We start from the raw sequence: 25,234 nt of genomic DNA on the forward strand, positions 1-25,234 counted from the left end.
TAGCGAATAGCGCAGCGTTAGCGATGTAGGAGCGTATAACTAGATAACGCCTACCAAAATTGGAAATCTAAAATCCTCAGAGCCAAATACCCGTACTTCGTCCTGCTATGTTGGCGGAGCGTCTCGTAGAGAAGACAGTGGTCAGGGTCAATCTAAAATCCAAAATCCAAAATCCAAAATCCAAAATCCAAAATCCAAAATTGATTGAGAGATTATTTTGGCTCAAACTGTCCATAGGGAACTATAGCCCAAAAGGTGAAATCTGCCTCACCTCCCATAAGTTTTTCTGTGGCTCTCAGGAAATTTTAAAATAAGCCATATTGCCTACAGCTCTTTACTTATAACAATCGAAACATGACACAAATATTTACGAGTAACAGCAGCAAAAGCTGGAACATCCTCTACATACAGCCAAACCCTAAATTTTACGAATTGTTATCCTTTGTAAATTAAATGGATAATCTATTGACTTTTGTACAACTAGTTTGAAGTTAAAAGCTTGCTCAGGCATGAATTCCAGCAATATTTCAGCAAGTTTGAATTATTGTTAAAATATCTCTAACAAAGTACAAGTGAAGACTCTATAATTCAACGAGAAACAACTATCCACATCGGGTCTTCATCGCGGCTTCAGTAAAATTCTGGAGTATGTGGTAATGGTTCATTTTGTGGTATTCATGATTCCTCATTCCTTATCAAGAGAGGAGGTCGAATGACAATAAGTCCTCCGGAGCGAGAGGAAAAAAAGGCAAGAGTAATCGTCGATAACGATCCAGTTCCAACCTCATTCGAGAGATGGGCGCAACCTGGACACTTTGACAAATCCTTAGCCAGAGGTCCCAAAACCACCACATGGATTTGGAACCTGCACGCACTCGCCCATGATTTTGATACACATACAAGCGATTTAGAAGACATATCCCGCAAGATATTCTCAGCCCACTTCGGCCACTTAGCCGTAGTGACAATTTGGTTGAGTGGGATGATTTTCCACGGCGCGAAGTTTTCTAACTACGAAGCTTGGTTAACCGACCCGTTAAACGTTAAGCCTAGTGCCCAGGTCGTTTGGCCCATTGTGGGACAAGACATTTTAAACGGTGATGTTGGCGGTGGTTTCCACGGTATTCAAATCACCTCCGGTTTGTTCCAAGTATGGCGTGGCTGGGGAATTACAAACTCCTTCCAGCTTTACTGCACTGCGATCGGTGGCTTGGTATTAGCAGGCTTATTCCTATTTGCCGGCTGGTTCCACTACCACAAGCGCGCTCCCAAACTGGAATGGTTCCAGAATGTGGAATCGATGCTGAATCACCACTTGCAAGTATTGCTGGGTTGTGGTTCCTTGGGATGGGCAGGTCACTTAATCCACGTGTCCGCACCGACCAACAAGCTTTTGGATGCAGGCGTTGCTCTCAAAGACATACCCTTGCCCCACGAGTTCATATTGAACAAAGACTTGTTGACCGAGTTGTATCCCAGCTTTGCTGCTGGTTTAGCACCTTTCTTCACCTTGAACTGGGGTCAGTATGCTGACTTCCTTACCTTCAAGGGCGGTCTGAACCCAGTAACTGGCGGCTTGTGGATGACAGATATTTCCCATCACCACTTAGCGATCGCAGTTCTGTTTATCGTTGCTGGTCATCAATACCGTACCAACTGGGGTATTGGTCACAGCATTAAAGAGATCCTAGAAAACCACAAAGGGCCTTTCACTGGTGAAGGTCACAAAGGTCTCTACGAAAACCTGACCACATCTTGGCACGCTCAGTTGGCTACTAACCTGGCCTTCTTGGGTTCTTTGACCATCATCATCGCGCATCACATGTACGCGATGCCCCCTTATCCATATTTGGCAACTGATTACGCTACGCAGTTGTGCATATTCACTCACCATATTTGGATCGGTGGCTTCTTAATCGTTGGTGGAGCGGCTCATGCTGCTATCTTTATGGTGCGGGATTACGATCCAGTTGTGAACCAAAACAACTTACTGGATCGGGTAATTCGTCACCGTGACGCGATTATTTCTCACTTGAACTGGGTGTGTATTTTCCTCGGCTTCCATAGTTTTGGACTTTACATCCACAACGACACAATGCGTGCATTGGGTCGTCCCCAAGACATGTTCTCTGATACGGGAATTCAGTTGCAGCCAGTATTTGCTCAGTGGATACAAAATATCCACACCTTGGCTCCTGGAACAACTGCACCCAATGCTCTAGAACCAGTTAGCTATGTGTTTGGCGGCGGTATTTTGGCTGTTGGCGGCAAAGTGGCAGCTGCACCCATTGCTTTGGGTACAGCGGACTTCTTAATTCACCACATTCACGCCTTCACCATTCACGTCACTGTCCTAATTCTGCTCAAAGGTGTGCTATATGCCCGTAGCTCTCGTCTGATTCCAGACAAAGCAAACCTGGGCTTCCGCTTCCCCTGCGACGGTCCTGGTCGTGGCGGTACCTGTCAAGTGTCTGGTTGGGATCACGTATTCCTCGGACTTTTCTGGATGTACAACTCCCTGTCGATTGTAATTTTCCACTTCAGCTGGAAGATGCAATCAGATGTCTGGGGAACCGTAGATGCAGATGGTGTGGTGACTCACATCACTGGTGATAACTTTACCCAAAGCGCCATCACCATCAACGGTTGGTTGCGTGACTTCTTGTGGGCACAAGCTACACAAGTCATCAATTCCTATGGCAGCGCGCTATCTGCCTATGGTCTACTCTTCTTAGGCGCTCACTTTGTCTGGGCATTCAGCTTGATGTTCCTGTTCAGTGGTCGCGGCTACTGGCAAGAATTAATTGAGTCCATAGTTTGGGCGCATAATAAACTGAAGGTAGCACCAGCAATTCAGCCTCGTGCTCTGAGTATTATTCAGGGTCGGGCTGTAGGGGTAGCTCACTACCTCTTGGGAGGGATTGCCACAACTTGGGCGTTCTTCCATGCACACATCCTTTCAGTAGGGTAGCAATCAGCTTCCTAAAAGTTAGGAGTTAGGGGTTAGGAATTAGGAGTGAGCCAGCACGATCTTGGGGGTTTCCCCCATAAGTGACTGCCGAACCCCGAAGGAGTTAAGAATAAAAATTTAAAACTCATAACTTTCAACTCATAACTCCTAACTATCTCAGCTGATACTTGATGGCTAAAGGTCAGAGGATTTATTAAACCTATGGCGACAAAATTTCCCAAATTTAGCCAGGATCTCGCACAGGACCCGACGACTCGTCGGATATGGTATGCGATCGCTACAGGCAACGACTTTGAAACCCATGATGGCATGACGGAAGAAAATCTTTACCAAAAGATTTTCGCAACTCACTTCGGTCACTTGGCAATCATCTTCCTGTGGGCATCGAGCCTCCTGTTCCATGTAGCCTGGCAAGGTAACTTTGAACAGTGGATTAAAGATCCCCTTCATATCCGTCCGATCGCCCACGCGATTTGGGACCCCCACTTTGGTAAACCAGCGATCGAAGCTTTTACCCAAGCTGGCGCTAGCAATCCGGTAAACATTACCTATTCTGGTCTCTACCATTGGTGGTATACCATCGGAATGCGGACGAACGGCGAACTGTACAACGGTTCAGTGTTCTTGCTGTTATTCGCAGCGATATTATTGTTCGCTGGTTGGCTGCACTTGCAACCCAAGTACCGTCCTAGCCTGGCATGGTTTAAGAGCGCTGAACATCGCCTAAACCACCACCTAGCAGGTTTGTTTGGTGTTAGTTCTTTGGCATGGGCTGGTCACTTAATTCACGTTGCTGTCCCCGAATCTCGCGGTCAGCACGTAGGTTGGGATAACTTCCTATCCACCCCACCCCACCCAGCCGGTTTGACACCATTCTTTACAGGCAACTGGGGTGTTTACTCTCAAAACCCTGACACTCCTGGACATATATTCGGGACATCGCAAGGTGCAGGGACTGCAATTCTGAGTTTCTTGGGTGGCTTCCATCCTCAGACAGAAGCTTTGTGGCTGACTGACATAGCTCACCACCACCTAGCGATCGCAGTTCTATTCATCGTTGCCGGTCACATGTACCGGACAAACTTTGGGATTGGTCACAGTCTCAAAGAAGCCTTGAATGCCAAGAATTTCTTTGGTATTCCTGTTGAAGGTCCGTTCAACCTACCTCACCAAGGTATCTACGACACCTACAACAACTCCCTGCACTTCCAGTTGGGGTGGCACTTAGCAGCGTTAGGTGTTGTTACTTCCCTGGTAGCGCAGCACATGTATTCCATGCCTTCCTACGCATTTATTGCAAAGGACTATACAACCCAGGCAGCGTTGTATACGCATCACCAGTATATTGCTGGATTCCTGATGCTTGGTGCTTTTGCCCACGGAGCAATATTCTGGGTACGTGATTACGACCCAGAGCAAAATAAGGGCAACGTCCTTGAGCGCGTGTTGAAGCACAAAGAAGCGATTATTTCCCACCTTAGCTGGGTATCCCTTTTCTTGGGCTTCCACACTCTTGGTCTGTACGTCCACAACGATGTAGTAGTTGCTTTCGGCACTCCTGAAAAGCAAATCTTGATTGAGCCAGTGTTTGCTCAATTCGTCCAAGCTGCTAACGGTAAAGTACTGTACGGTTTAGACACCTTGCTATCTAACCCAGATAGTATTGCTTACACAGCATGGCCCAACTACGCTAACGTCTGGTTACCAGGCTGGCTAGATGCGATCAATGCTGGTACAAACTCCCTGTTCTTAACAATTGGCCCTGGCGACTTCTTGGTACACCATGCGATCGCCTTAGGTCTGCACACCACCACCTTGATCTTGGTCAAAGGTGCTTTGGATGCCCGTGGTTCTAAGCTGATGCCCGATAAAAAGGACTTCGGCTATGCCTTCCCTTGCGACGGCCCCGGTCGTGGCGGTACTTGCGACATCTCAGCTTGGGATTCCTTCTACCTGGCTACATTCTGGATGCTCAACACCATTGGTTGGTTGACCTTCTACTGGCATTGGAAACATTTAGGTATTTGGCAAGGCAACGTAGCTCAGTTCAATGAGAACTCTACATATCTCATGGGCTGGTTCCGCGATTACCTCTGGGCTAACTCTGCTCAGTTGATTAACGGTTACAACCCTTACGGCGTGAATAACCTGTCTGTCTGGGCTTGGATGTTCCTGTTTGGACACTTAGTTTGGGCTACTGGCTTCATGTTCTTAATCTCCTGGAGAGGTTACTGGCAAGAGTTGATTGAAACCCTTGTTTGGGCACACGAACGCACTCCTCTGGCTAACCTAGTTCGCTGGAAAGACAAGCCCGTGGCTCTGTCAATTGTTCAAGCTCGTGTAGTTGGTCTAGCTCACTTCACTGTTGGCTACATCGTGACTTACGCAGCATTCTTGATTGCTTCTACTGCTGGTAAGTTCGGTTAATTCGGCTGCTAGTTTTGTAGGTAAGTAATAAAAATCCCCTGCCGCAATGGTGGGGGATTTTTATATCGATATATCAATACGGTTTTTTAACGAACCTTAGAGGCGCAGAGAGAAGAAGAAAATGCTTAACTGAACTGTAGGCTTATAAATAATCTCTGGAGGTGGGAGCAATAGATTTGATAGAATTACAGTAATTCGCCTAAATAAAGTTTTGTTAAAAAATACTATGTAAGTTTTGACCTGATTTATGGCCGGTATTACACAGTTTTGCAGTCTTTTTCAACTTATTTTTTCATCTAGCAAGAATCTTAGGTTATTGTAGTGGGGCATAAGTAATATGGCAGAACTGGAAATCCCAGAAAAATATAAGCCTGGGTTCAAACAACTTGTAACCGTAGACGTTAGAACTGTAGATGAATTAATTGATGCTTTGAAGCAAGCCCCCCCTTCACTACTTATCGAGGATTTGGCATCAATAGTAGCTTCACAGGTTCAAGCCTTAACTCTAGAAGAAGTAGAAGATTTGATAGAAGCATTAATTTCTCTTTACAATTTTCGAGATTCTTTTGACGCATCCACAAATAAGATTGTAAAAGGAATTAGTCAGGCTGTTCAGGATGATGAAGACCTTCCCAATCTTTCTGGAGGAGAAAAACAAGAATTTGAGCGACGATTAGCTGCTTTATTAGAATTTGACAGTGTTCTTAGTGTTACATCCAAAGCAATTGATGTGATGCATGACCATGAACGTATATTCAGACGCTCTCGTGTTCTTACCGATATGCGTCCTATCTTTGAAGTGGATTTAGAAAAAGGGCCAGCAGCTGTCGTAATAGTTCATATGCTGAAAATTGAGTATGCAGATTTAGATGGTACACATGAGTTTTTTGTAGCTTTGGATTCAATAGATTTAGAACAATTACGCCAACAGTTAGATAGAGCAGAAAAAAAAGGAAAATCTATCAAATTGATGCTAGGCAGAGCAAATATTCCATACTTGAATTATCTGAATGTAGAGTAAAGGTTATAAAAATGCAAGTTGCGTTAGAAAAGTGTAATTTTTGGGTTAAAAAAAACCAACATAATTTAAAGCGTTCTCAGCTTTATTCATCAAATAATCAAGCCAAGTTAAAAGCTCTATTTGACTGGAATTGTCCGGAAGATAAACGAAAAATACGTGATGAGAATAACTGTGACAATTTACTCTTCTTCAAAAGTGCTAAAGATCGTAAATGTGGATTGGAACGCTCTCGATATAGCTTTGTATCTAAACAGATAGAATTAGAAGTAACTTTTACAGCACTCGTTAACCAATGGCGTGAAGAAAATCGTGGTGTGTCATCTACTAACCAAATGTCAATGCATCCTGTATACCAACAGATTATAGGAATGGGTGAAGCTGCAATCCCACTCCTATTCAGAGAGCTAGAAAAGGAAACTGGACGCTGGTTCTGGGCATTAAAGTCTATTACAAGAGAAGATCCTGTGCCTCCAGAACATCGAGGAAACACGAAGGAGATGACTAAAATTTGGCTTGATTGGGGTAGACAGAGGGGCTATAAGTGGTAAGTAATAACGCTTGGGGTAGCTATGTAAAATCATTTATTGAACGTGATTATCCCAATCTAGTTACCCACGGATATAAGCTCACAAGTCCAGATACAACTGAGTACAACTGTGTTGCTTGGGCAGCAGAAAATGATCAAAATTGGTGGTGGCCAGATACTCAATATGAAGAGTATTGGCCTCCAGGTGTTCCTAGAGAGGAAACTCTTGAAACTTTCCAACAGGCATTTGCCACACTTGGCTATGAAATCTGTCAAAATGATGTGTTGGAAGAAGGATTTCAAAAAATAGCTATATATGTTAATTCAAATAAAATACCAAGACACGTTGCTAGACAACTACCTAATGGTCAATGGACAAGTAAGTTGGGTCAAGATGAAGATATAGAACATAATAATTTACAAGGTTTAACAGGACAGCCTGGGTATGGTGAAATTGCTTGCATTATGAAAATACTGTTGACTGCAAGATGACATAACACTACCAAGGTAAAATTTTAAATAAAAAGCTATTGTATAAAACAAGTAATCATTAATTTGCTAGAGGAGTTATCAGGTGTCCATTCCCGAAATTACTCAAAAGCTGTTAGATCAAAACGAGACAAAGGACTAAGCTTTGCCGATTTGGAAAAAATTCTCGGACGTGACGCGTTAACCAAAATACGTCCTAGTGGACATGATATTTGGATAAATTCCAAAAGGATAACCACGGTGCAATACCGCAAAATTTGTTAGAAATTGCTAATACTGAATCCAATAGCGCTTATTTACAACGCTGTAAAACAGCATAAATTAGACCCCATCTAGCACGTTTTCCTCAAGGATTCGCCGAGTTCTTCATCAAATTCTTAACTGATGAAGGTGATATGGTTTTAGATCCATTTACAGGTTCTAATACAACGGGCCTTGTTGCACAGACTCTGCAAAGCTGATAGATATCTTTTAAAATTAATGAAAATTATGTAATGGGAAGTCGTTATCGATTTAACCAATAACCAAATTAAGTGAAGAGTTAGGAGTCAGGAGTCAGGAGTTAAAATTTATAACTCGTAACTCATAACTCATAACTACTCACTCAAATTTCTCCATTCACCTGCATTTGATGAACTTGATCCGCAAGCTCTTGACGACCTTGATCATCTAGTTTGTCAATTGCTAACATCCCCATGAGAATAACTTCTTTCAGGGTTAAACGTGTAGAATGTGCCTGTTTTTGCACAATCTCCTTAATAATGGGACTGACACCAATTGCTGTACTCGCTCTTGCCACAGAAGAAAAGGAAACACTAATGATTCAGCCTAAATCTTAGCACTTCCAATGAAGTTATTTTCTAGAGTTAAAACTTAATTTAAATGTGTTTCAACTCATACTTCAAGGAGTAAACATAAATTTTAAATTACGTATTAGTATATAGAGAACAACGGTTCTAAGTGCAGGGCATTGTCATACTACTGGACAATTTATATCAAACCCTCAATCATGCCATCAAACGTAAGAGCCTACTTTTAGATGAAAATAAATTTAACTTTTGTTATTCCACCATAACGGGTATAGTGTCTAACAGTGCTAGAAATAACTCCAGAGTGATTCTAAAACTATTTGATTGAGGGTCTAACTTCTTTTTTAAGTGAGTTCTTTTTCTTCTCAGTATGGCAAACTTGATGCTTGCTGATTGAGGACATACCATCGTATGATATCAATATTCTCAACAGTTAAATTTTTGCCTATTCCTCTAGAATTTATACTAAGTTTTCAATCATCACATCAAAGATACGAGCGAATTTGGGAATGGCAGTAAAGTCAACTGTTGTCATTCCTGGACGACGGGTATAACTTCTAACTGCGCTGTAAATTCCCCTAGAACAGTCAGAAACTTCTTTTACTATCCATCCTTTCTATTCTGTCAGTTCTCGAATCTTTAATCTGACTAATTGCATATTTTATAATTGATACATTTGCACCACTCAATTTCATATGAGAAATTAAAAAGTGTAGATGTGTTCCCAAAGCGTCTCCAAGAGTTACGGCTTGTCGTAAAACATCGCCTCTTGCTCTAGGAAACTCTCATGCGATCGCCACAATTTACTGAAATCTGGAAACCTTAAATCAAATGCTTATTTATTATATTAGCAACATCAAAAGCAAAAACCTCTGACCTGAGATACTCAAAAATCACTTACTAATTGCCGAGTTTGCAAACACTTGCAATATTTGTGAAAACTGAGTTATCGAAAGTGGTCAACTGATGAAAACAGTACTTTCAGTAGAAGTATTCTCACAAATAAGACTTCTATACCATCGGCAAAACCGTACTTTAAAGAGATCGTGAATTATCAAATATAATCTTGTGAACACGCTTTACAGAACTATACAGTGTAAATAAGAATAATAACTTAACCGAAGTAAAATTTTCCTGAATACAGGCAACTAATGCTGTCATAGGGAAAAGCAGTGAGTAGAGGAGAGAAAAAGCGATGAGGGACCCTTATCTGTTGGCAGCAGGCTTGTTAACAGGATTAGCAATACCAGCATCGGCTCTTCCACATCTGTCAATTGTCCTCCCAGAAAGTTCTAGATTCCTGTGGGATTTAAAACAGGGTTCGCAGGCAATAGTCAGTACAAAAATTATCAAGAGCGTTGATCTCTCCTTACCAGAACTCAGCGGCCAAGCGTTCCAACCCCTAGAAAGTTCGCATTCGCAGCCAACAGTAGGTGAGAAAAACGTCCCTAGCGTACCAGAATTCAGCAGTCAGGGATTACCAGCCTCAACAGAGTCATCACTCGACCCCAGCGCCCAAGCAACTAGCCTCTTATTGACATCTGGGAATCAACTTTACTACCAAAGATTGGCGGCTCTGAAAACAGGTCAGATTTATACACGCGTAGATAGTGATAATTTGCAATCATTGTGGGAGTCGATCAAGAAACGTCAACTAACTTATGACGACTGGAAAAGTTTATTAGCTTTAGAAGCTAGAGCGATCGCTCAAGGTCAAGGTGCAAATCATCTAAGTATCTTAGTTGGTGATTCTTTGAGCATGTGGTTTCCTAAAGAAAAACTGCCTGCGGGGAAATTGTGGCTGAATCAAGGCATATCTGGAGATACTTCCAGTGGCGTTTTAAAAAGATTGGGGGCATTTTCGGCAACGCGGCCGGATGTGATTTACGTCATGGCTGGGATTAACGACTTACGAAAAGGCGCTAGTGATGACACAATTTTGCGTAATTATCGCCGAATTGTTCGTCGTTTACGACAGGCTCACCCACAAGCTCAAATCATTGTCCAATCAATTTTGCCTACTCGCCTACCAAAACTTTCCAATAGCCGCATTCGTCACATCAACATACAATTAACCCTAATTGCCAAACAAGAAGGCGCTAATTATTTAAATATCTATAGCTGGTTTACGGATATAGAAGGCAATTTGCGTCCAGAGTTGACCACAGATGGGTTGCATCTGTCTCAAGAGGGATATGATGTGTGGCGATTGGCACTACAGCAGATAGAATACAAGCTCACTCAGCACCAGAATTAAACGATCGCTCAATTCTGATGCCGATGCTTCTGGCGATCGCGATGTCTACGACGGGCTGCGCCTACGGAATTTTTAGATTTATGGAAGTTACTAATAGCGATTCCATCAATATACGTTCTGTAATTGAACACCAATTGGCAGCATTTGAAAAGGATGATGCCCAAGGCGCTTTTACCTTTGCTAGTCCGGCAATTCAGGCGCAATTCGGAACCCCAGAAAATTTTATCCAAATGGTCAAGACAAGTTACCCAGCATTATACCGTCCTCGTTCTGTCTTTTTTGAGAAGATAACAACCATCCAGCGAAACATAACTCAACCAGTGCTGCTACTTGCTCCTGATGGAGTTCCCTTGAGGGCTTTATATTTTATGGAAAAACAGCCGGATGATATCTGGAGGATTAACGGTTGCTTTCTTGTTTCTCTGGAAGGTAAATAAATATAAACTGGATGTCTATACAACTAAAATTCTATAGTTTAACGCCCAAAGCTTCCCGATTCAAAACCTGATTCAACTTACCACTGCGATACCCTTCTAAATCTAGGGTTACATAGATAAATCCAAAATCTTGAAATGCGGAAACTAATCTTTGTAAATCCGTAGTCAACACAAACTCTTTAATTTGTTCTGGTGGTAACTCAATGCGTGCTGTATCCCCTTCAGAACGCACACGCAAATTCTGCCAACCTAGCTTTTTTAAGAAAATTTCTCCTCTGCCGACTCGTTGTAACTTAGCTACAGTAATCTCTTCACCATAAGGAAAGCGGGAACTGAGGCAAGGTTGAGCAGGTTTATCCCACCAAGGTAAACCGAGTTGTTGCGAAAGTTGGCGAATTTCAACTTTGGTGAGACTAATTTCTGCTAAAGGCGATCGCGCCCCTCTTTCCTTAGCCGCTTGAATTCCTGGGCGATAATCATACAAATCATCGGCATTCACCCCATCCACTACATAGGGATAACCTAACTCTAAAGCTAAAGGTTTGAGAGTATCGTGCAACTCACTTTTGCAAAAATAACAGCGGTTAACCGGGTTAGAGGTGTAATTGGGATTTTCCATCTCATGAGTCTGGACGATTTTATGAGGAATCCCAATAGTTGCGGCTTGAATTTTGGCATCTTCCAACTCTTCTGGCAACAGCGAAGGAGAAACAGCCGTGACAGCCAAAGCGCGATCGCCCAACACATCATAAGCAATTTTGGCAACCAAAGTGCTATCAACGCCCCCAGAGTAGGCAATCAATGCCTGCTCCATTTCTTTAAATAAGGCTCTTAATTGCTCAAATTTTTCTGTCAGCATCATTTCCCAATCCTGCCAAAACCCTATAGCACCAAACAAATACCATTGTAGTATTTCCCTCTGCTCCCCTACTCCCCTGTTTCCCCTGTTATTGATGGTTTGCTGTACTTGGCCACCAGACTGGCTAAAAGTGGTAAATCAATCGGTTTAGAAATATAGTCATCTGCTCCAGCTGCGAAACTTGTTTCGCGATCACCTTTCATCGCCATTGCTGTTTGAACAATTACCGGAATCGTCCGATATTGCCGATTTTCTCGTAGTTGTTGCACCAAGTTAAGACCATTTCCATCTGCCAGATAAACATCCATTAAAATCACTGCTGGATCTAACTGGGTTAGAGCTTCCCACATCTCACTAGCATTCTTGGCCCAAGTCACCTGATATCCCAATTTACGTAGATAAATTTGCATCAAATGAGCGTTGGGTAAGTCATTTTCTACCAGCAAAATGTCTACACAGGAACTAGGGGTGAAAGGCAGAGGAGATGAGGAAAATTTTGCTTCCTCTACTTCCTTATCTCCCTTCACTCCCGCCTCTTGCTTAAGGGGAAATAAGAGGGTAAAACGGGAGCCATGATCTACTTCCGATTCCACTTTCACAGAACCACCCTGAATTTGGGCGAGTTTTCGAGTCACTGTTAAACCCAAACCAGTACCTTCAACACCATCAGCTACAGCCTTGGCAATTTGGAAATAGGGTTGAAACAGTAGAGCTTGGTCTTCTTGAGAAATGCCAGTGCCAGTATCCCAAACTGTAAAATGCACAAATTCACCTTTGGGAGCAACCTGTAAGCCAACACTTCCTTGACTGGTAAACTTTAGGGCATTGAAGAGTAAATTCAACAGCATTTGCTTGAGTCGTAAGGAGTCGGCTATTAAGGTTGTAATATCAGGATCAATTTCTAGGTACAGTCTCAAACCCTTATTAGCAGCTTTCTCTTTCACCAGCGCCAAAACATTGCTACACAACAGCGCCACATCTATTGTTTCCCAGTGCACATCCAGCTGATTTGCTTCAATTTTTGAGAGATCTAAAATATCATTAATTAGAGCTAGCAAGTGCTTGCCGCTAGACTGAATGATATTTAAATACTCTTGCTGGCGTTCTCTAGTTGGTTCGTACCCTGGGGCTAAAAGCAAGTTGCTAGACAGGATTATAGAACTAAGCGGTGTGCGAATTTCGTGACTAGTATTTGCCAGAAACTGATTTTTGAGTTGATTGGTGCGCTCCAATTCTTGATTAGAGCTACTTAACTGTTCATACCGTTGCTGCCAAAATAGGATGTGTCTAAGTTGTGCCAAGGCTGTAGTACAGTGGTTGGCAGATCTTGCCATCAATTGTGATCTGAGTTGAGCTTGTGATTCTATCAGCGACTCACGATCAGAGTTTAGGGGCGCTGCGGCGATAATTAGCCAGCCCATGACATTGCCAGAATCATCAGCTAACCGCCAAGCACTCGGTGGCTGTTGATTCTCAAGTTGCTGCAAATCTTCGAGTTCTATAACCTCTTGCAATCCCAACAGCAGCTTTTTTTCTGCTGTCAGCACTTCTAGAAATAAAGGTGGGGATGGAGAACAAGAAACATAGCAAACTGTGGCAACAGTTTGTTGTGGTTGAGATAGAGCGATGCCTACGGCACAATCTGTAAGCACCAGGTTACTGCTGTTCACGGCACTGTTAATCTCGTTGACCACAGTTTGGAGAATTTCTGCTTCTGCGGCTCCTGCCTGTGGGACTGTGTTACAAGCAGAAAGCAGGCAATCATTAAGGCAACTTTGCAACTGGTTCAAGCTGCTCTCCAGCCACAACTTGGCGCTAAGTTGCTCAATTGTTGTCAAAAGTTTTGGCGTTGCATCTATCTGTGAGTTCTGGTCTGGTAAGCTTGAATACTGCTGCATGGTCAACTAGACCGCTGAACAAGTTTAGCTTCGCATAAAAATCCGAACAGGATTCCCTGTATATTAGCGGACAATTGTTTATTTATTTATAAACCGTAACTTATGTTGTTATCAACCATAACTTATGATGTCTGGTTTAGCACCTAGACCAAAAAAATTATTATATGAATCACTGACCTAAAATTTTTTAAAGCAACTTAAGGCTTATGGATACACAATTCGCCCAACTAATTGTTAATGGGATTGCGGTAGGAAGCATTATTGCTTTAGCCGCAGTCGGACTCACTCTTACCTACGGAATTTTACGGTTATCTAACTTTGCTCATGGTGACTTTCTAACTTTAGGAGCCTATTTGACTTGGTTGATAAACACTATTGGAGTCAATATTTGGCTGTCGATGATCTTGGCGGCAGTGGGAACAGTAGCAGCAATGCTGTTATCGGAAAAGTTACTGTGGTCAAAGATGCGCTCTATCCGTGCTACTTCCACGACACTGATTATTATTTCTATCGGACTTGCCTTATTTCTTCGCAATGGGATTATTTTTATCTGGGGTGGCAAGAACCAAAATTATAATTTACCTGTTACCCCAGCTTTAGATATTTTGGGTTTAAAGGTACCGCAAAATCAATTATTGGTATTGGGGTTGGCGGTGCTAGCAATTTTGGCGCTACATTACCTGCTGCAAAATACCAAAATTGGTAAGGCGATGCGAGCAGTTGCCGACGATCTGGACTTAGCAAGAGTTTCAGGTATCAATGTTGACCGAGTAATTTTCTGGACTTGGCTAATTGCTGGCACTCTTACGTCATTGGGTGGCAGTATGTATGGGTTAATTACAGCCGTGCGCCCGAATATGGGATGGTTCTTAATTTTACCATTATTTGCCTCAGTAATACTTGGTGGGATTGGCAACCCCTATGGTGCGATCGCAGCAGCTTTTATCATTGGCATCGTCCAAGAAGTCAGCACCCCTTGGCTGGGTTCACAGTATAAACAAGGTGTAGCACTGTTGATCATGATTTTGGTGCTGCTCATTCGTCCCAAAGGTTTATTCAAAGGAACGATTTGAGCAGCACCACTCCACTTCTAACTATTGAATAATGCGGAAATAGTAGGCTGCAACTAAGAAATTGATAGCTAACAAGAATAGTGCCCAGCCTGTGCGATAGGCGTAGGGAGGTTTAGCTCCACTATCGGCAACTGGGGAATTGTTAGTTTTAGCAGTCATAATGCGGTTCTCCTAAATGTCAGGACTTTTTAAGAAATACCAAACTGGTGTACCAAATATCCAAATTCTTTAAGAATATTTGTGTGAAGTTGGGAATTGGGCATGGGAAGAGGCAGAGGAGCAGGGCGTAGGGGGCAAGGGGGAGAACTTCAAATTACCTCTTTCTCCTCTGCTCCCTGCTCCCTGCTCCCTGCTTCCCCTACTTCCCACTGCCTACTCCCTCCTCTCCAGCATGATAGGAACTGCGAACCAGAGGCCCAGAACGAACATGGTTGAATCCCATTTCCCATGCTAATCTGCCGAGTTGATCGAATTCCTCTGGAGTCCAATATTTTTGGACTGGCAGATGTTCTAGAGAAGGACGCATATACTGCCCGATAGTCAAGCGGTCGCATCCCACAGCCCTTAGATCAGCCATTGCTTCAACGATTTCATCGGCAGTTTCTCCATGTCCCAGCATCAAACCTGATTTGGTGGGAATTGTCGGATCGATTTCTTTAACCACAGCCAGTACCAAGAGCGAGCGATCGTACTTAGCTCCCCGGCGCACTGGCCCAGTTAACCGTTGCACTGTCTCAATATTGTGATTGAAACAAGCTGGTTTAGCTTTTACAATCATGGCTATCCGCTGGCGTTGACCTGACTTTCCAACACCAGCACCACCCCAAAAATCTGGGGTCAGCACTTCAATTTGAGTCTCTGGGTTCAATTGGCGGATAGTCACGATCGTTTTCACAAAGTGGACTGCACCCTGATCGGGCAAGTCATCACGAGCTACAGAAGTCAGCACCACATAACGCAATCCCAAAAGCTGCACCGCCTGTGCTACCTTTTGGGGTTCCTCTAAATCAAGAGGCATCGGTGCATGACCTTTATCTACTTGACAGAAAGCACAAGAGCGTGTGCAGGTAGGCCCCATTAGTAAGAAAGTTGCAGTTTTTTGGGCGTAGCACTCTCCTCGGTTGGGACAGCGTCCTTCTTCGCAAATCGTGTAAATTTGGCGCTGCTTAATAATGCGTTGTACGGTAGAGATTTCACTGGCTTTGCCAATAGGGCGACGTAACCAGCTAGGCATTGCCGTAATTTCAGACTTTAGTTCGGCTTGTTGTGACGAAATCATAGACATCTAAGCAAGATGCGGATATACAGTAATGGTTTGTCAATTAACAAATGATAGATAACAATAGACACGGGGAGCAGGAGACACGGGGACGCTCTTAATGAAGTCACCATGTCTTTATGCCACTATGTCTCCATGTCCTCATGTCCCTTATGCCCTAGATCAAAGCTAAAGCCTTAAATATCACCATGACATAAATTGAAAAGAGCGCAAGCAAAAGTTTTGCAAAACACCTCTAGCAATGTCATTTATACCGAAATATACTATCCCCCAATTGATAGAAATTTTGTATATAGTGAGAGGATTCTCAAGGACAATCGGCAAAACCGCTATTTACACTTAAAGTTTCTGTTAGAGCAAACAGTCGTGGCAAGCAACAAGATTTTAGTTATCGATGACACTACAGTTGTCAGGGTAAAAGTACGAGAAATGTTACCTCCGGGCAATTTTGAGGTACTGGAAGCAAAAGACGGTGTGGAAGGGCTAAATTTCATCCTTCAGGAAAAACTCAGCCTGATTATGCTGGATTTCCTGTTGCCTAAAATGAGTGGCTGGGAGGTTTTCCAGAAAGTTCAAGCCGATCCGGAGTTAAGGAAAATTCCTTTGGTGATCATGTCTGGTCGCAAGGAAGAGGTGACTGAAAAAATCACAGAACCCTTTGAATACTTTGAATTTTTGGGCAAGCCGTTTGATCAAAAGCAACTAATTAGCGCAATTAAGTTAGCTATGACCAAGGCGAAACAGCCGCGCCCAGAACTAGTCACCGTAGGAGCAGCGGTTGCTGTTAAAAATGGCACAGTTGCAGCACTAGAGGCTGCAACTGCAACGGTAACAACCCCTAGCGTCGCAAATACTGCGATCGCAACCCCTAGTGCTGCAAATACTGCAAAGCCTACGGCAGCAAGCAACGCAACTCCTAGTGCCGGAGGAGCCTCCGACGCCGAAATTAATGCGTTGAATGAGAAAATGGTCAAAATGCAAGCAGAAATTGATGGTTTGAAGAAACAGCTAACTCAGGTTGTGACTTTTATTAAACAAAAAATCAAGTAGCATTTGTGTTCATTATGATTCTCGCAGCCGAAAATACCTTGTCTTTAATAACGGGTGTGCGATTAAAAGCGGGTAAAAATAGTTAGTTCAAAAACACTTATGTTGACAAATCATTGTTGACAACAAAATTCAAAAACAGGAAAAAATAACTAGCGATTATCTGCACCTCTATAATTTTTGAATTTTGAATTTTAAATTCCCCGTTTGCACAGGTCTTCGCAAAAGAAGAGGTTGACAGTCCAGCAAAGCAGCCTAATACCCACTAAACCTGCCGCAGTTTGTTCTTAATCTTAAGAGAACGGCAGGCTTTTTTGTTATTTGGTCTACTACATACAAAATCTGCATCAAAACTTGATAGCTAGTCCAGAGATCGAAAGCAGCAAGAGCAAATATTTACCAGATAAATTTAGTAGCAATATACCGCCACAGTCAAAGACTGTAGCGGCATGATGAATCACAGAGCTAGATAAACTTAATTAGTGGTAGGTAAGTTGATATCTGGTACAGGTAGATCGATGCTTGGTAAGCTTGGGTCGAAGTGAGAAGACCAACATTTAGATCAAAGATATAGGCAATGTATTGAAACCTAGTACGCCCAATCCCAAATAAAATTCCTATTTCATGATAACGATAGTCTTCGCACGGGAATACTAAGCCATAGAAACAAGAATTAGAAGCATAGTTAACAATGTTAGTAGTATTAGATACATTATATCCGTTTCCTGGCTATCGCATCACTGAGCAAATCTACTCAGGCAGTAAAACCCTAGTTTATCGGGGCATTAGAGAACAAGACCAAAAATCAGTCGTTCTGAAATTGATGCGGAATGAATATCCTACGTTCGCGGAAATCGCCCAGTTCCGGAATCAATATATCATTACCAAAAACCTTGATCTTCCTGGCATAGTCAAAACCTATAGCTTAGAAAACTACCGTAACAGCTACGTCTTAGTCATGGAAGATTTTGGCGGTATTTCCCTCCAAGACTGGCGACTGGAGGACAAGGAGAAGGAGGAAAACTGGCTTTCCCTGAATGAGTTTTTCCACATTGCGATTAAAATTGCTTCTACGCTTGAAGGACTGTATGGCGATGCCTACGGCGGGCTACGCCAACGTATCATTCACAAAGACATCAAGCCTGCCAATATCCTAATAAACCCTACCACAGATGAAATAAAACTCATCGACTTTAGTATTGCCACCCTCCTGCCAAGAGAAATTCAATTTCTCACAAATCCCAATATCTTAGAAGGGACGCTAGCTTACATTTCCCCAGAACAAACTGGAAGAATGAACCGAGGTATCGACTACCGTACTGATTTTTATTCCCTCGGTGTTACCTTCTTTCAACTCCTCACCGGGCAATTACCCTTCAACACTAAAGATCCGATGGAGTTAGTTTACTCTCACATTGCCAAACAACCGCTAAAAGCCAGCCAGATCAACTCCGATATTCCGCCAACTTTGTCTAACATTATCAGCAAGCTGATGGCAAAAAATGCCGAAGACCGCTATCAGAGCGCTTTGGGGTTAAAGCATGACTTGGAAGTGTGCCAAAGCCAGTGGCAAGAAACAGGAAATATTGCACCCTTTGAACTAGGCGTCAGGGACATCTCAGACTGTTTTGTAATCCCCGAAAAACTTTATGGTCGCCAAAGTGAAGTTGAGACCCTACTCGCTGCTTTTGGGCGTGTGACAGAGGGGGCAACAGAAATGATATTAGTCGCGGGTTTCTCTGGGATTGGCAAAACTGCTGTGGTCAATGAAGTCCACAAACCTATTGTGCGGCAGCGTAGTTACTTCATCAAAGGAAAATTTGACCAGTTTCAACGTGACATTCCCTTGTCAGGATTGGTGCAAGCTTTTCGGGACTTAATCGGGCAACTGCTCTCGGAAACTGATGCCCAAATTCAACAATGGAAGACCAAAATTCTGCGAGAATTGGGTACACAAACTCAGGTGATTATTAATGTAATTCCTGAACTCGAACAGATTATTGGCAAGCAACCTCTGGTTACAGAACTCTCTGGCAGTGCTGTCCAAAATCGGTTCAATTTATTGTTTAAAAAATTCATCAAAATCTTCACCACAAAAGAACATCCCCTGGTTATTTTTCTGGATGATTTACAATGGGCAGATTCGGCATCTTTGAAATTAATTCAGTTATTAATCTGTGAAAGTACGTTATCTCATCTTTCAGAAGAGATAGAACAGATGCATGAAACTAAGGGGGGTTTATTATTACTTGGTTCCTATCGAGATAATGAAGTTTCCAAGGCACATCCGCTTTATTTGACACTACAGGAGATTGAAAAAGCAGGAGCAACCATTAATACAATTACCCTAGCACCCTTAAATCAGGGTGATTTAAATCATCTAATTACTGATACACTTCATTGCCCAGAAATAGTTGCTGTTCCTCTCACGCAGATGGTGTTTGCCAAAACTAAAGGCAACCCCTTCTTTTCCATTCAATTTCTCAAGTCTTTATCCGATGATGGGCTAATTGTATTAAACTTTAATGTTGGTTATTGGCAGTATGATATTTCAAAAGTCAAAGAATTAGCTCTCACAGATGATGTAGTGGAATTTATCGCACTGCAAATAGAAAAGTTGCCAATCAATACCCAGAAAGTCTTGAAGCTGGCTGCGTGTATTGGGAATCAATTTGACTTAAAGACTCTAGCGATCGTAAATGAAAAATCTGTAGTAGATACAGCATCAGATTTGTGGCAAGCATTACTTGATGGGTTAGTTTTACCACAGACTGAAAATTCTAATATCTTCTCACAAGTTAATACTAATCAAGAATTCATCGTTCATGGAATAGAATCTACACAATTCCCAATCTCTAATTTACAGTTACCTAAATATAAATTTGTCCATGACCGAGTGCAGCAAGCCGCTTATTCTTTGATTCCTGAACAACAGAAAAAACCAATTCACTTAAAAATTGGGCTACTGCTGTTGAGGAGTATCCCAGTTGCAGAACAAGAAGAAAAGATTTTTGAGCTTGTCAATCAGTTTAATATCGCAGTGGAATTCATCTCCCCTCAAGTTAAACGAGATGAACTGGCCCAAATGAATCTAATTGCTGGACGTAAAGCTTTAGCATCAACAGCTTATCCCGCTGCTGTTAAGTATTTAACTACGGGCATCCAATTGCTAGCAGGTAATAGCTGGGAGACGAAACATCATCTTACCCTGGCTTTATATGAGACTGCAACAGAGGCAGCATATCTAGCTGGCAACTTTGAACAGATGGAACAATTAGCAGAGGTGGTGTTGGCACGTGAAACATTACTGGAAAAAGTAAAAGTTTATGAAGTCAAAATTCAGGCTTATGGGGCACAGAACCAAGCACTGAAGGCTGTAAATACTGCCCTAACCTTTTTGAAACTTTTGGGAGTAGAGTTTCCTGAGTATCCAAGCCAGTCTGATATTCAGTTAGCAATGGCAGAATTAACATCAAATCTTAACGGCAGGCGTATTGAGGATTTAATTGACCTGCCTGAGATGACAGATTGCCAAGCTTTAGCATCTATGCGTATTCTATCGAGTGCACTTGGTCATGCTTATCAAGCTTTTCCTGTAATTTATCCCTTATTTGCTTTTAAACAGATTAATTTATCGCTTAAATACGGTAACACTTCCTTATCAGCCTATGCCTATGTAGCTTACGGGGTAATACTCTGCGGGGTAGTAGGAGATATTGAGTTTGGCTATCAATTTGGTAAATTGGCTGCAAGCTTGTTAACTCACTTTAATGCTAAAGAAGTCAAAGCTAAGGTCATAGAGGTATTTAATGCTGCTATCCGGCATTGGAAGGAGCATGCCAAGGAAAACTTAAAACCTTTGCTGGAAGCATACTCTACTGGACTAGAAACGGGAGATTTAGAATATGCGGCCTATGCTCTTAATGTTTATTCCTACTGTTCATATTTTCTCGGTAGAGAATTGAACGGACTAGAACGGGAGATGGCAATTTACAACAGTGCGATCGGTCAAATTAAGCAAGAAACAGTATTTAACTGGAGCGCGATTTATCGGCAGAGTGTCTTGAACTTGATAGGTACTGCAGAAAATCCACATCTTTTAATTGGTGAATCCTACGATGAAGAGAAAATGTTGCCGACTCACCTTGAAGCAAATGATGGTATGGGACTGTTATATTTGTATCTAACTAAACTGCATCTCTGTTGCCTATTTGAGAAATACTCCCAAGCGGTTGAAAATGCTAGTTTGGCAGAAAATTATTTGCATGGTGGGATAGGACAGTTAGTTTTTCCTATTTTCCATTTTTATGATTCACTAGCTAGACTGGCAGTTTATTCTGATGTCAAGGAATCTGATCAAAAACAAATCCTAAACAAGGTTGTTGTCAATCAGGAAAAGATGCAGCACTGGGCAAATCATGCCCCGATGAATTATTTGCATAAGTTTTATTTGGTTGAGGCAGAGCGGCATCGAGTTCTTGCTCAATATATTGAGGCAATAGATAATTATGATCGCGCGATCGCCTTTGCTAAAGAATATGAATATATCAACGAAGAAGCTCTTGCTAACGAACTTGCCGCTAAATTTTATCTAGAATGGGGCAAACAGAAGATTGCCCAAACCTACCTAACTGATGCCTACTATGGCTACATTCGCTGGGGAGCGATCGCCAAAGTTGACGATTTGACAAAACGCTATCCCCAATTACTCGCTCCCATATTTCAGCAAGAAAAACTGAGTATCTATTCCAGCGAGGAAAGCACTTCTTTCAATAACACATCTATATCATCTTTATCTACCCTAAGTAATCTACAAACTGTTGTTGGCTCGAAGACAAGTATTTCTGATTATCTGGATTTAGCCGCATTCATTAAAGCATCTCAAGCACTCTCTGGGGAAATCGAGCTTGAGCGACTACTTTCTACTTTGATGAAAGTTGTGATGGAGAATGCAGGAGCCTCTAAATGCGCTTTAATTTTGAGCGAAGATGATAACTTAGCATTAACTGTCATGGCGGTTTGTTCAAGTTCAAATTTTGAGCAGACCTACACTGAATTTCCATCAACTTCCCTAGAGTCAAGCTACGATGTTCCGATTACTTTGATTAACTACGTTAAACGCTCTAGAGAAATCTTGGTTATTGATGATACAATGGCTGTTTCTTTTTTAGCAGATGATAGCTATATTATCAATGAAGAGCCCAAGAGCATATTGTCTACACCTCTTATCAATCAAGGTAAATTGATTGGGATTCTTTACCTAGAAAATCGTCTGACGACAGGGGCATTTACACACGATCGCGTAGAAGTCCTCAAACTCCTCACCAGTCAAGCAGCAATATCCCTAGAGAATGCTATCCTCTACAAAAATTTGGCACAAGCTAAAGAAAGCTTGGAAGAATACAATCATACCCTAGAGGAAAAAGTCCAGGAAAGAACCCAGGAACTCAACGACAAAAATCACTGTTTACAACAAGCTCTACAGGAATTGCAACGGACTCAGATCCAATTGATTCAAAGTGAAAAAATGTCTTCTTTGGGACAAATGGTGGCGGGAATTGCTCATGAAATCAATAACCCCATTAACTTTATTCATGGCAATATTAATCATGCTAGTGAGTATGTCCAAAACTTGCTGGATTTGGTAGTTATTTATCAGCAGGAATATCCCCGTCCTTCGTTTTTAGTTGAGAAGAAAGCTGAGGAGATTGACATAAATTTCCTAGGAGAAGACTTGCCAAAAATTCTAGATTCAATGAAAGTGGGGAGTTCGCGTATTCGGAATATTGTTTTAGGCTTACGCAACTTTTCTCGCCTAGATGAATCTGAGATGAAGCCTGTAGATGTTCATGAGGGAATAGACAACACCTTAATGATTTTACAACACCGACTCAAAGACAAGAGCAATTTTCCGGAAATTGAAGTCATTAAAGAATACAAAAAATTACCGGAAGTTATTTGTTATGCTGGGCAACTCAATCAGGTGTTTATGAATATTTTGAGTAATGCGATCGATGCTTTAGAAGAGGCATTTGTCATTGGTCATCCATCATTGATAAATAACAAAGAACAAATAACAAAGGACATAGACGCGTCAACGGTTTCTCATAGGGTAGGACAAATTCACATCTTTACTGAACTAACAAATTCTAATACGGCGATAATTCGGATTGCCGATAATGGTTCTGGTATAACAAAAGCGGTGCAGCAGAAAATCTTTGACCCATTTTTTACTACCAAGTCAGTAGGAAGTGGCACTGGGTTGGGGTTGTCGATTAGCTATCAGATTATTGTGGACAAACACAAAGGTAGTTTAACCTGTGATTCTACGCCAGGAGAAGGAACTGAGTTTACTATCGAGATACCAATGCAACAGTTAGACGGCTAAATTAGGAATCTGTAAAGCCGAAATCTAAGAGCGCTAAAAACCCAGTTTTGTGAAAAACTGAGTTTTTAAGTACATACCACCATAAAAATGGGTAGTAAATCTATTTTTCGTAAATTGGGTTTTGCTCCGCTCTACCTAACCGATAATTCTAAAAACCTAATTTATTCCAAAAACTAGGTTTCTAATATTCATTTAAATAGCTCTCACAGATTACTAAAATACGGATGTACTTATCATATTCACTAGAGGCTTTTCACGCGCACGTCGTCCTGTAATTACCATCTTGACTCCATTAGCAGGCGCAAGTGCAAAACCTCGACGTTGAGGACGCTCTGGCCGCTTACCAGCTAGATCGAGTTGATAGCCTGACAAAACTTTTGCTAATACTAACTTCATTTCAAATATAGCCAAAGTCTCGCCAAGACAACGACGGACACCGCCACCAAAAGGTAGAAATTCATAGGGAGAAAATTGGCGTTTTAAAAAGCGCTCTGGTTGAAACTCCTTAGGTTGAGGATATAAATCCTCACGCTGATGAATGAGATAAATGTTGGGAAGTAGTACAGTCCCAGACTCTAAAGAATGTCCCAACAGTTTGGCAGGTTCTTGTACTACTCTGGGAAAACAGAATATGACAACAGGGTGAATTCGCAAGGTTTCGTTGCAGACAGCACTTAGATATGGCAGTCGGTAAATGCTCATTGGATCTGGAGAATCACCGAGGGTATCCAGTTCCTGAAGCAGTTTTTCACGGACTAGGGGCTTTTGATGAATCCAGTACAATCCCCAAGCCATTGCCGTTGCTGTAGTTTCATATCCGGCAAGTATCAAGAGCATCAACTGATCGCGCAATTCCTGCTCAGTCATCAGTTGACCGGTTTCATCCCGAGCTGATATCAGCAAGGAGAGGATATCAATGCGTTCTGGATCTGGTTGCTGTCGGCGTTCAGCGATTTCAGCGTAGAGCAATTGATCAATTGTCTGCCGGTCGCGCAGAAACTTTCCCCAAGGGCTCCAAGCTCCTAAATCCTGTTGCAAGAATGAAAAGAAAAATAAACTAGAAGTCAAAGGTGAGCGAAAAAGATCTAGCAACAACGGTAGTAGATGCTTAAGCTGTTGAAATCTTTCTCCCTTAGACAAACCAAAGACGGTCTGCAATATGACTTGTAGAGATATTTCCTGTGTTAAATTTCGAGCCAAGAAGGGCTTATTGAGTGGTAACTGATTAAAGACTTGTTCAGTCAGATCACAGATTTGTTGACCGTAAGCTTGCATCCGCTCTCCATGAAAGGATGGCATGACCAGTTGTCGTTGCCGTTTGTGGCGATCGCCCTCTAGTGTGAGAACTGAATAGTTTCCTATGAAAGGTTCTATAATTCTATTGAATGCACCAACGGCTGCAAACTTTTTTCTATCGTTGGTTAAAATTTCCTGGATTGCCTGGGGATGGTTTACAAAAACTACGGTATCTCCAAAACCAATTATCTTAGCAGTGAAAATGTCAGGATATTGCTGAGCTGCATTTTCCATATAGCTTACAGGGTCAATAACCCACTGGAGCTTTTGGAGAAAAGAGGAGGTTTTTAGAGGATTAGGTAGTTGCATTTAATGGAAAGGGGTAAGGAGATATCATGAGAAAACGGTTATACTGCTTCTTTATGTTATGGCATTAAAATCAAGGTTTTATAGTGAAGCTTCAAAACCTAAAAACCCAATCAATCTAATCAACATAGCTAACAAAAATCTGTATTTA

Annotated in this window: 16 protein-coding genes and 1 pseudogene; 11 read left to right on the top strand and 6 right to left on the bottom strand. The window is 42.1% G+C overall.

What is annotated here, in order from left to right:
• Positions 1–712 precede the first annotated feature (712 nt).
• The 6 genes and pseudogenes from psaA to V7K48_RS04395 form a co-directional block, all read left to right on the top strand.
• Complete coding sequence (gene psaA / locus V7K48_RS04370; RefSeq protein WP_335069943.1) at positions 713–2,971, top strand: photosystem I core protein PsaA; 2,259 nt, start codon at positions 713–715, stop codon at positions 2,969–2,971.
• Positions 2,972–3,172: 201 nt separating this feature from the next.
• The gene (gene psaB / locus V7K48_RS04375) at positions 3,173–5,398 is read left to right on the top strand and encodes a photosystem I core protein PsaB (RefSeq protein WP_335069945.1); all 2,226 of its coding nucleotides are present in this window, start codon (positions 3,173–3,175) and stop codon (positions 5,396–5,398) included.
• A gap of 337 nt (positions 5,399–5,735) precedes the next feature.
• The gene (locus V7K48_RS04380; protein ID WP_335069948.1) at positions 5,736–6,419 is read left to right on the top strand and encodes a hypothetical protein; all 684 of its coding nucleotides are present in this window, start codon (positions 5,736–5,738) and stop codon (positions 6,417–6,419) included.
• A gap of 11 nt (positions 6,420–6,430) precedes the next feature.
• The gene (locus V7K48_RS04385; protein WP_335069950.1) at positions 6,431–6,967 is read left to right on the top strand and encodes a hypothetical protein; all 537 of its coding nucleotides are present in this window, start codon (positions 6,431–6,433) and stop codon (positions 6,965–6,967) included.
• On the top strand, positions 6,961–7,437 hold the full coding sequence (locus V7K48_RS04390; RefSeq protein WP_335069952.1) for a DUF7689 domain-containing protein: 477 nt from the start codon (positions 6,961–6,963) through the stop codon (positions 7,435–7,437). The genes V7K48_RS04385 and V7K48_RS04390 overlap by 7 nt, the downstream gene beginning before the upstream one ends.
• A gap of 183 nt (positions 7,438–7,620) precedes the next feature.
• Positions 7,621–7,892 (top strand): annotated as a pseudogene (locus V7K48_RS04395) (DNA methyltransferase); the annotation flags it as partial.
• 146 nt (positions 7,893–8,038) lie between these two features.
• Here V7K48_RS04395 and V7K48_RS04400 read toward each other — a convergent pair.
• Positions 8,039–8,233 (bottom strand): hypothetical protein, encoded by a 195-nt coding sequence (locus V7K48_RS04400; protein ID WP_073640193.1) that lies wholly within the window; start codon positions 8,231–8,233, stop codon positions 8,039–8,041.
• Between the two features lie 1,205 nt (positions 8,234–9,438).
• Here V7K48_RS04400 and V7K48_RS04405 point away from each other — a divergent pair.
• The gene (locus V7K48_RS04405) at positions 9,439–10,500 is read left to right on the top strand and encodes an SGNH/GDSL hydrolase family protein (protein WP_335069954.1); all 1,062 of its coding nucleotides are present in this window, start codon (positions 9,439–9,441) and stop codon (positions 10,498–10,500) included.
• A complete protein-coding gene (locus V7K48_RS04410; protein ID WP_442949404.1) occupies positions 10,446–10,937 on the top strand; it encodes a DUF4864 domain-containing protein in 492 nt (163 codons plus the stop codon). Before V7K48_RS04405 ends, V7K48_RS04410 begins: the two co-directional genes overlap by 55 nt.
• A 31-nt stretch (positions 10,938–10,968) precedes the next feature.
• On the opposite strand, the gene larE is transcribed toward V7K48_RS04410, so the two are convergent.
• Positions 10,969–11,799 carry an ATP-dependent sacrificial sulfur transferase LarE gene (larE, locus tag V7K48_RS04415; protein ID WP_335069956.1) on the bottom strand — a complete coding sequence of 277 codons (831 nt, stop codon included), beginning with the start codon at positions 11,797–11,799 and terminating at the stop codon, positions 10,969–10,971.
• 65 nt (positions 11,800–11,864) lie between these two features.
• Complete coding sequence (gene hrmK, locus V7K48_RS04420; RefSeq protein WP_335069958.1) at positions 11,865–13,694, bottom strand: hybrid histidine kinase/response regulator HrmK; 1,830 nt, start codon at positions 13,692–13,694, stop codon at positions 11,865–11,867.
• Between the two features lie 206 nt (positions 13,695–13,900).
• On the opposite strand from hrmK, the gene V7K48_RS04425 reads away from it, so the two are divergent.
• Positions 13,901–14,767: a branched-chain amino acid ABC transporter permease gene (locus tag V7K48_RS04425; protein WP_335069960.1), complete on the top strand. Its 867-nt coding sequence runs from the start codon at positions 13,901–13,903 to the stop codon at positions 14,765–14,767.
• 21 nt (positions 14,768–14,788) lie between these two features.
• Here V7K48_RS04425 and V7K48_RS04430 read toward each other — a convergent pair whose 3' ends face one another.
• Positions 14,789–14,926 carry a photosystem I protein PsaX gene (locus V7K48_RS04430; protein ID WP_335069962.1) on the bottom strand — a complete coding sequence of 46 codons (138 nt, stop codon included), beginning with the start codon at positions 14,924–14,926 and terminating at the stop codon, positions 14,789–14,791.
• Positions 14,927–15,125: 199 nt separating this feature from the next.
• The gene (gene lipA, locus V7K48_RS04435; RefSeq protein WP_335070251.1) at positions 15,126–16,046 is read right to left on the bottom strand and encodes a lipoyl synthase; all 921 of its coding nucleotides are present in this window, start codon (positions 16,044–16,046) and stop codon (positions 15,126–15,128) included.
• 366 nt (positions 16,047–16,412) lie between these two features.
• Between lipA and V7K48_RS04440 the strand changes: the two genes are divergently transcribed.
• A complete protein-coding gene (locus tag V7K48_RS04440) occupies positions 16,413–17,096 on the top strand; it encodes a response regulator (protein ID WP_335070253.1) in 684 nt (227 codons plus the stop codon).
• A gap of 688 nt (positions 17,097–17,784) precedes the next feature.
• Positions 17,785–23,481: an AAA family ATPase gene (locus V7K48_RS04445; protein WP_335069964.1), complete on the top strand. Its 5,697-nt coding sequence runs from the start codon at positions 17,785–17,787 to the stop codon at positions 23,479–23,481.
• A 213-nt stretch (positions 23,482–23,694) separates the two neighbouring features.
• On the opposite strand, the gene V7K48_RS04450 is transcribed toward V7K48_RS04445, so the two are convergent.
• A complete protein-coding gene (locus tag V7K48_RS04450; protein WP_335069966.1) occupies positions 23,695–25,086 on the bottom strand; it encodes a cytochrome P450 in 1,392 nt (463 codons plus the stop codon).
• Positions 25,087–25,234 lie beyond the last annotated feature (148 nt).

It is taken from the genome of Nostoc sp. (assembly GCF_036919615.1).
Taxonomy (GTDB): Bacteria; Cyanobacteriota; Cyanobacteriia; order Cyanobacteriales; family Nostocaceae; genus Nostoc.

Coding starts and splice junctions, on each gene's coding strand:
- psaB (WP_335069945.1), top strand. CDS start 3,173: ATGGCGACAAAATTTCCCAAATTTAGCCAGGATCTCGCACAGGACCCG.
- V7K48_RS04445 (WP_335069964.1), top strand. CDS start 17,785: ATGTTAGTAGTATTAGATACATTATATCCGTTTCCTGGCTATCGCATC.
- V7K48_RS04405 (WP_335069954.1), top strand. CDS start 9,439: ATGAGGGACCCTTATCTGTTGGCAGCAGGCTTGTTAACAGGATTAGCA.
- larE (WP_335069956.1), bottom strand. CDS start 11,799: ATGATGCTGACAGAAAAATTTGAGCAATTAAGAGCCTTATTTAAAGAA.
- V7K48_RS04430 (WP_335069962.1), bottom strand. CDS start 14,926: ATGACTGCTAAAACTAACAATTCCCCAGTTGCCGATAGTGGAGCTAAA.
- V7K48_RS04425 (WP_335069960.1), top strand. CDS start 13,901: ATGGATACACAATTCGCCCAACTAATTGTTAATGGGATTGCGGTAGGA.
- V7K48_RS04380 (WP_335069948.1), top strand. CDS start 5,736: ATGGCAGAACTGGAAATCCCAGAAAAATATAAGCCTGGGTTCAAACAA.
- V7K48_RS04450 (WP_335069966.1), bottom strand. CDS start 25,086: ATGCAACTACCTAATCCTCTAAAAACCTCCTCTTTTCTCCAAAAGCTC.
- V7K48_RS04385 (WP_335069950.1), top strand. CDS start 6,431: ATGCAAGTTGCGTTAGAAAAGTGTAATTTTTGGGTTAAAAAAAACCAA.
- lipA (WP_335070251.1), bottom strand. CDS start 16,046: ATGATTTCGTCACAACAAGCCGAACTAAAGTCTGAAATTACGGCAATG.
- hrmK (WP_335069958.1), bottom strand. CDS start 13,694: ATGCAGCAGTATTCAAGCTTACCAGACCAGAACTCACAGATAGATGCA.
- psaA (WP_335069943.1), top strand. CDS start 713: ATGACAATAAGTCCTCCGGAGCGAGAGGAAAAAAAGGCAAGAGTAATC.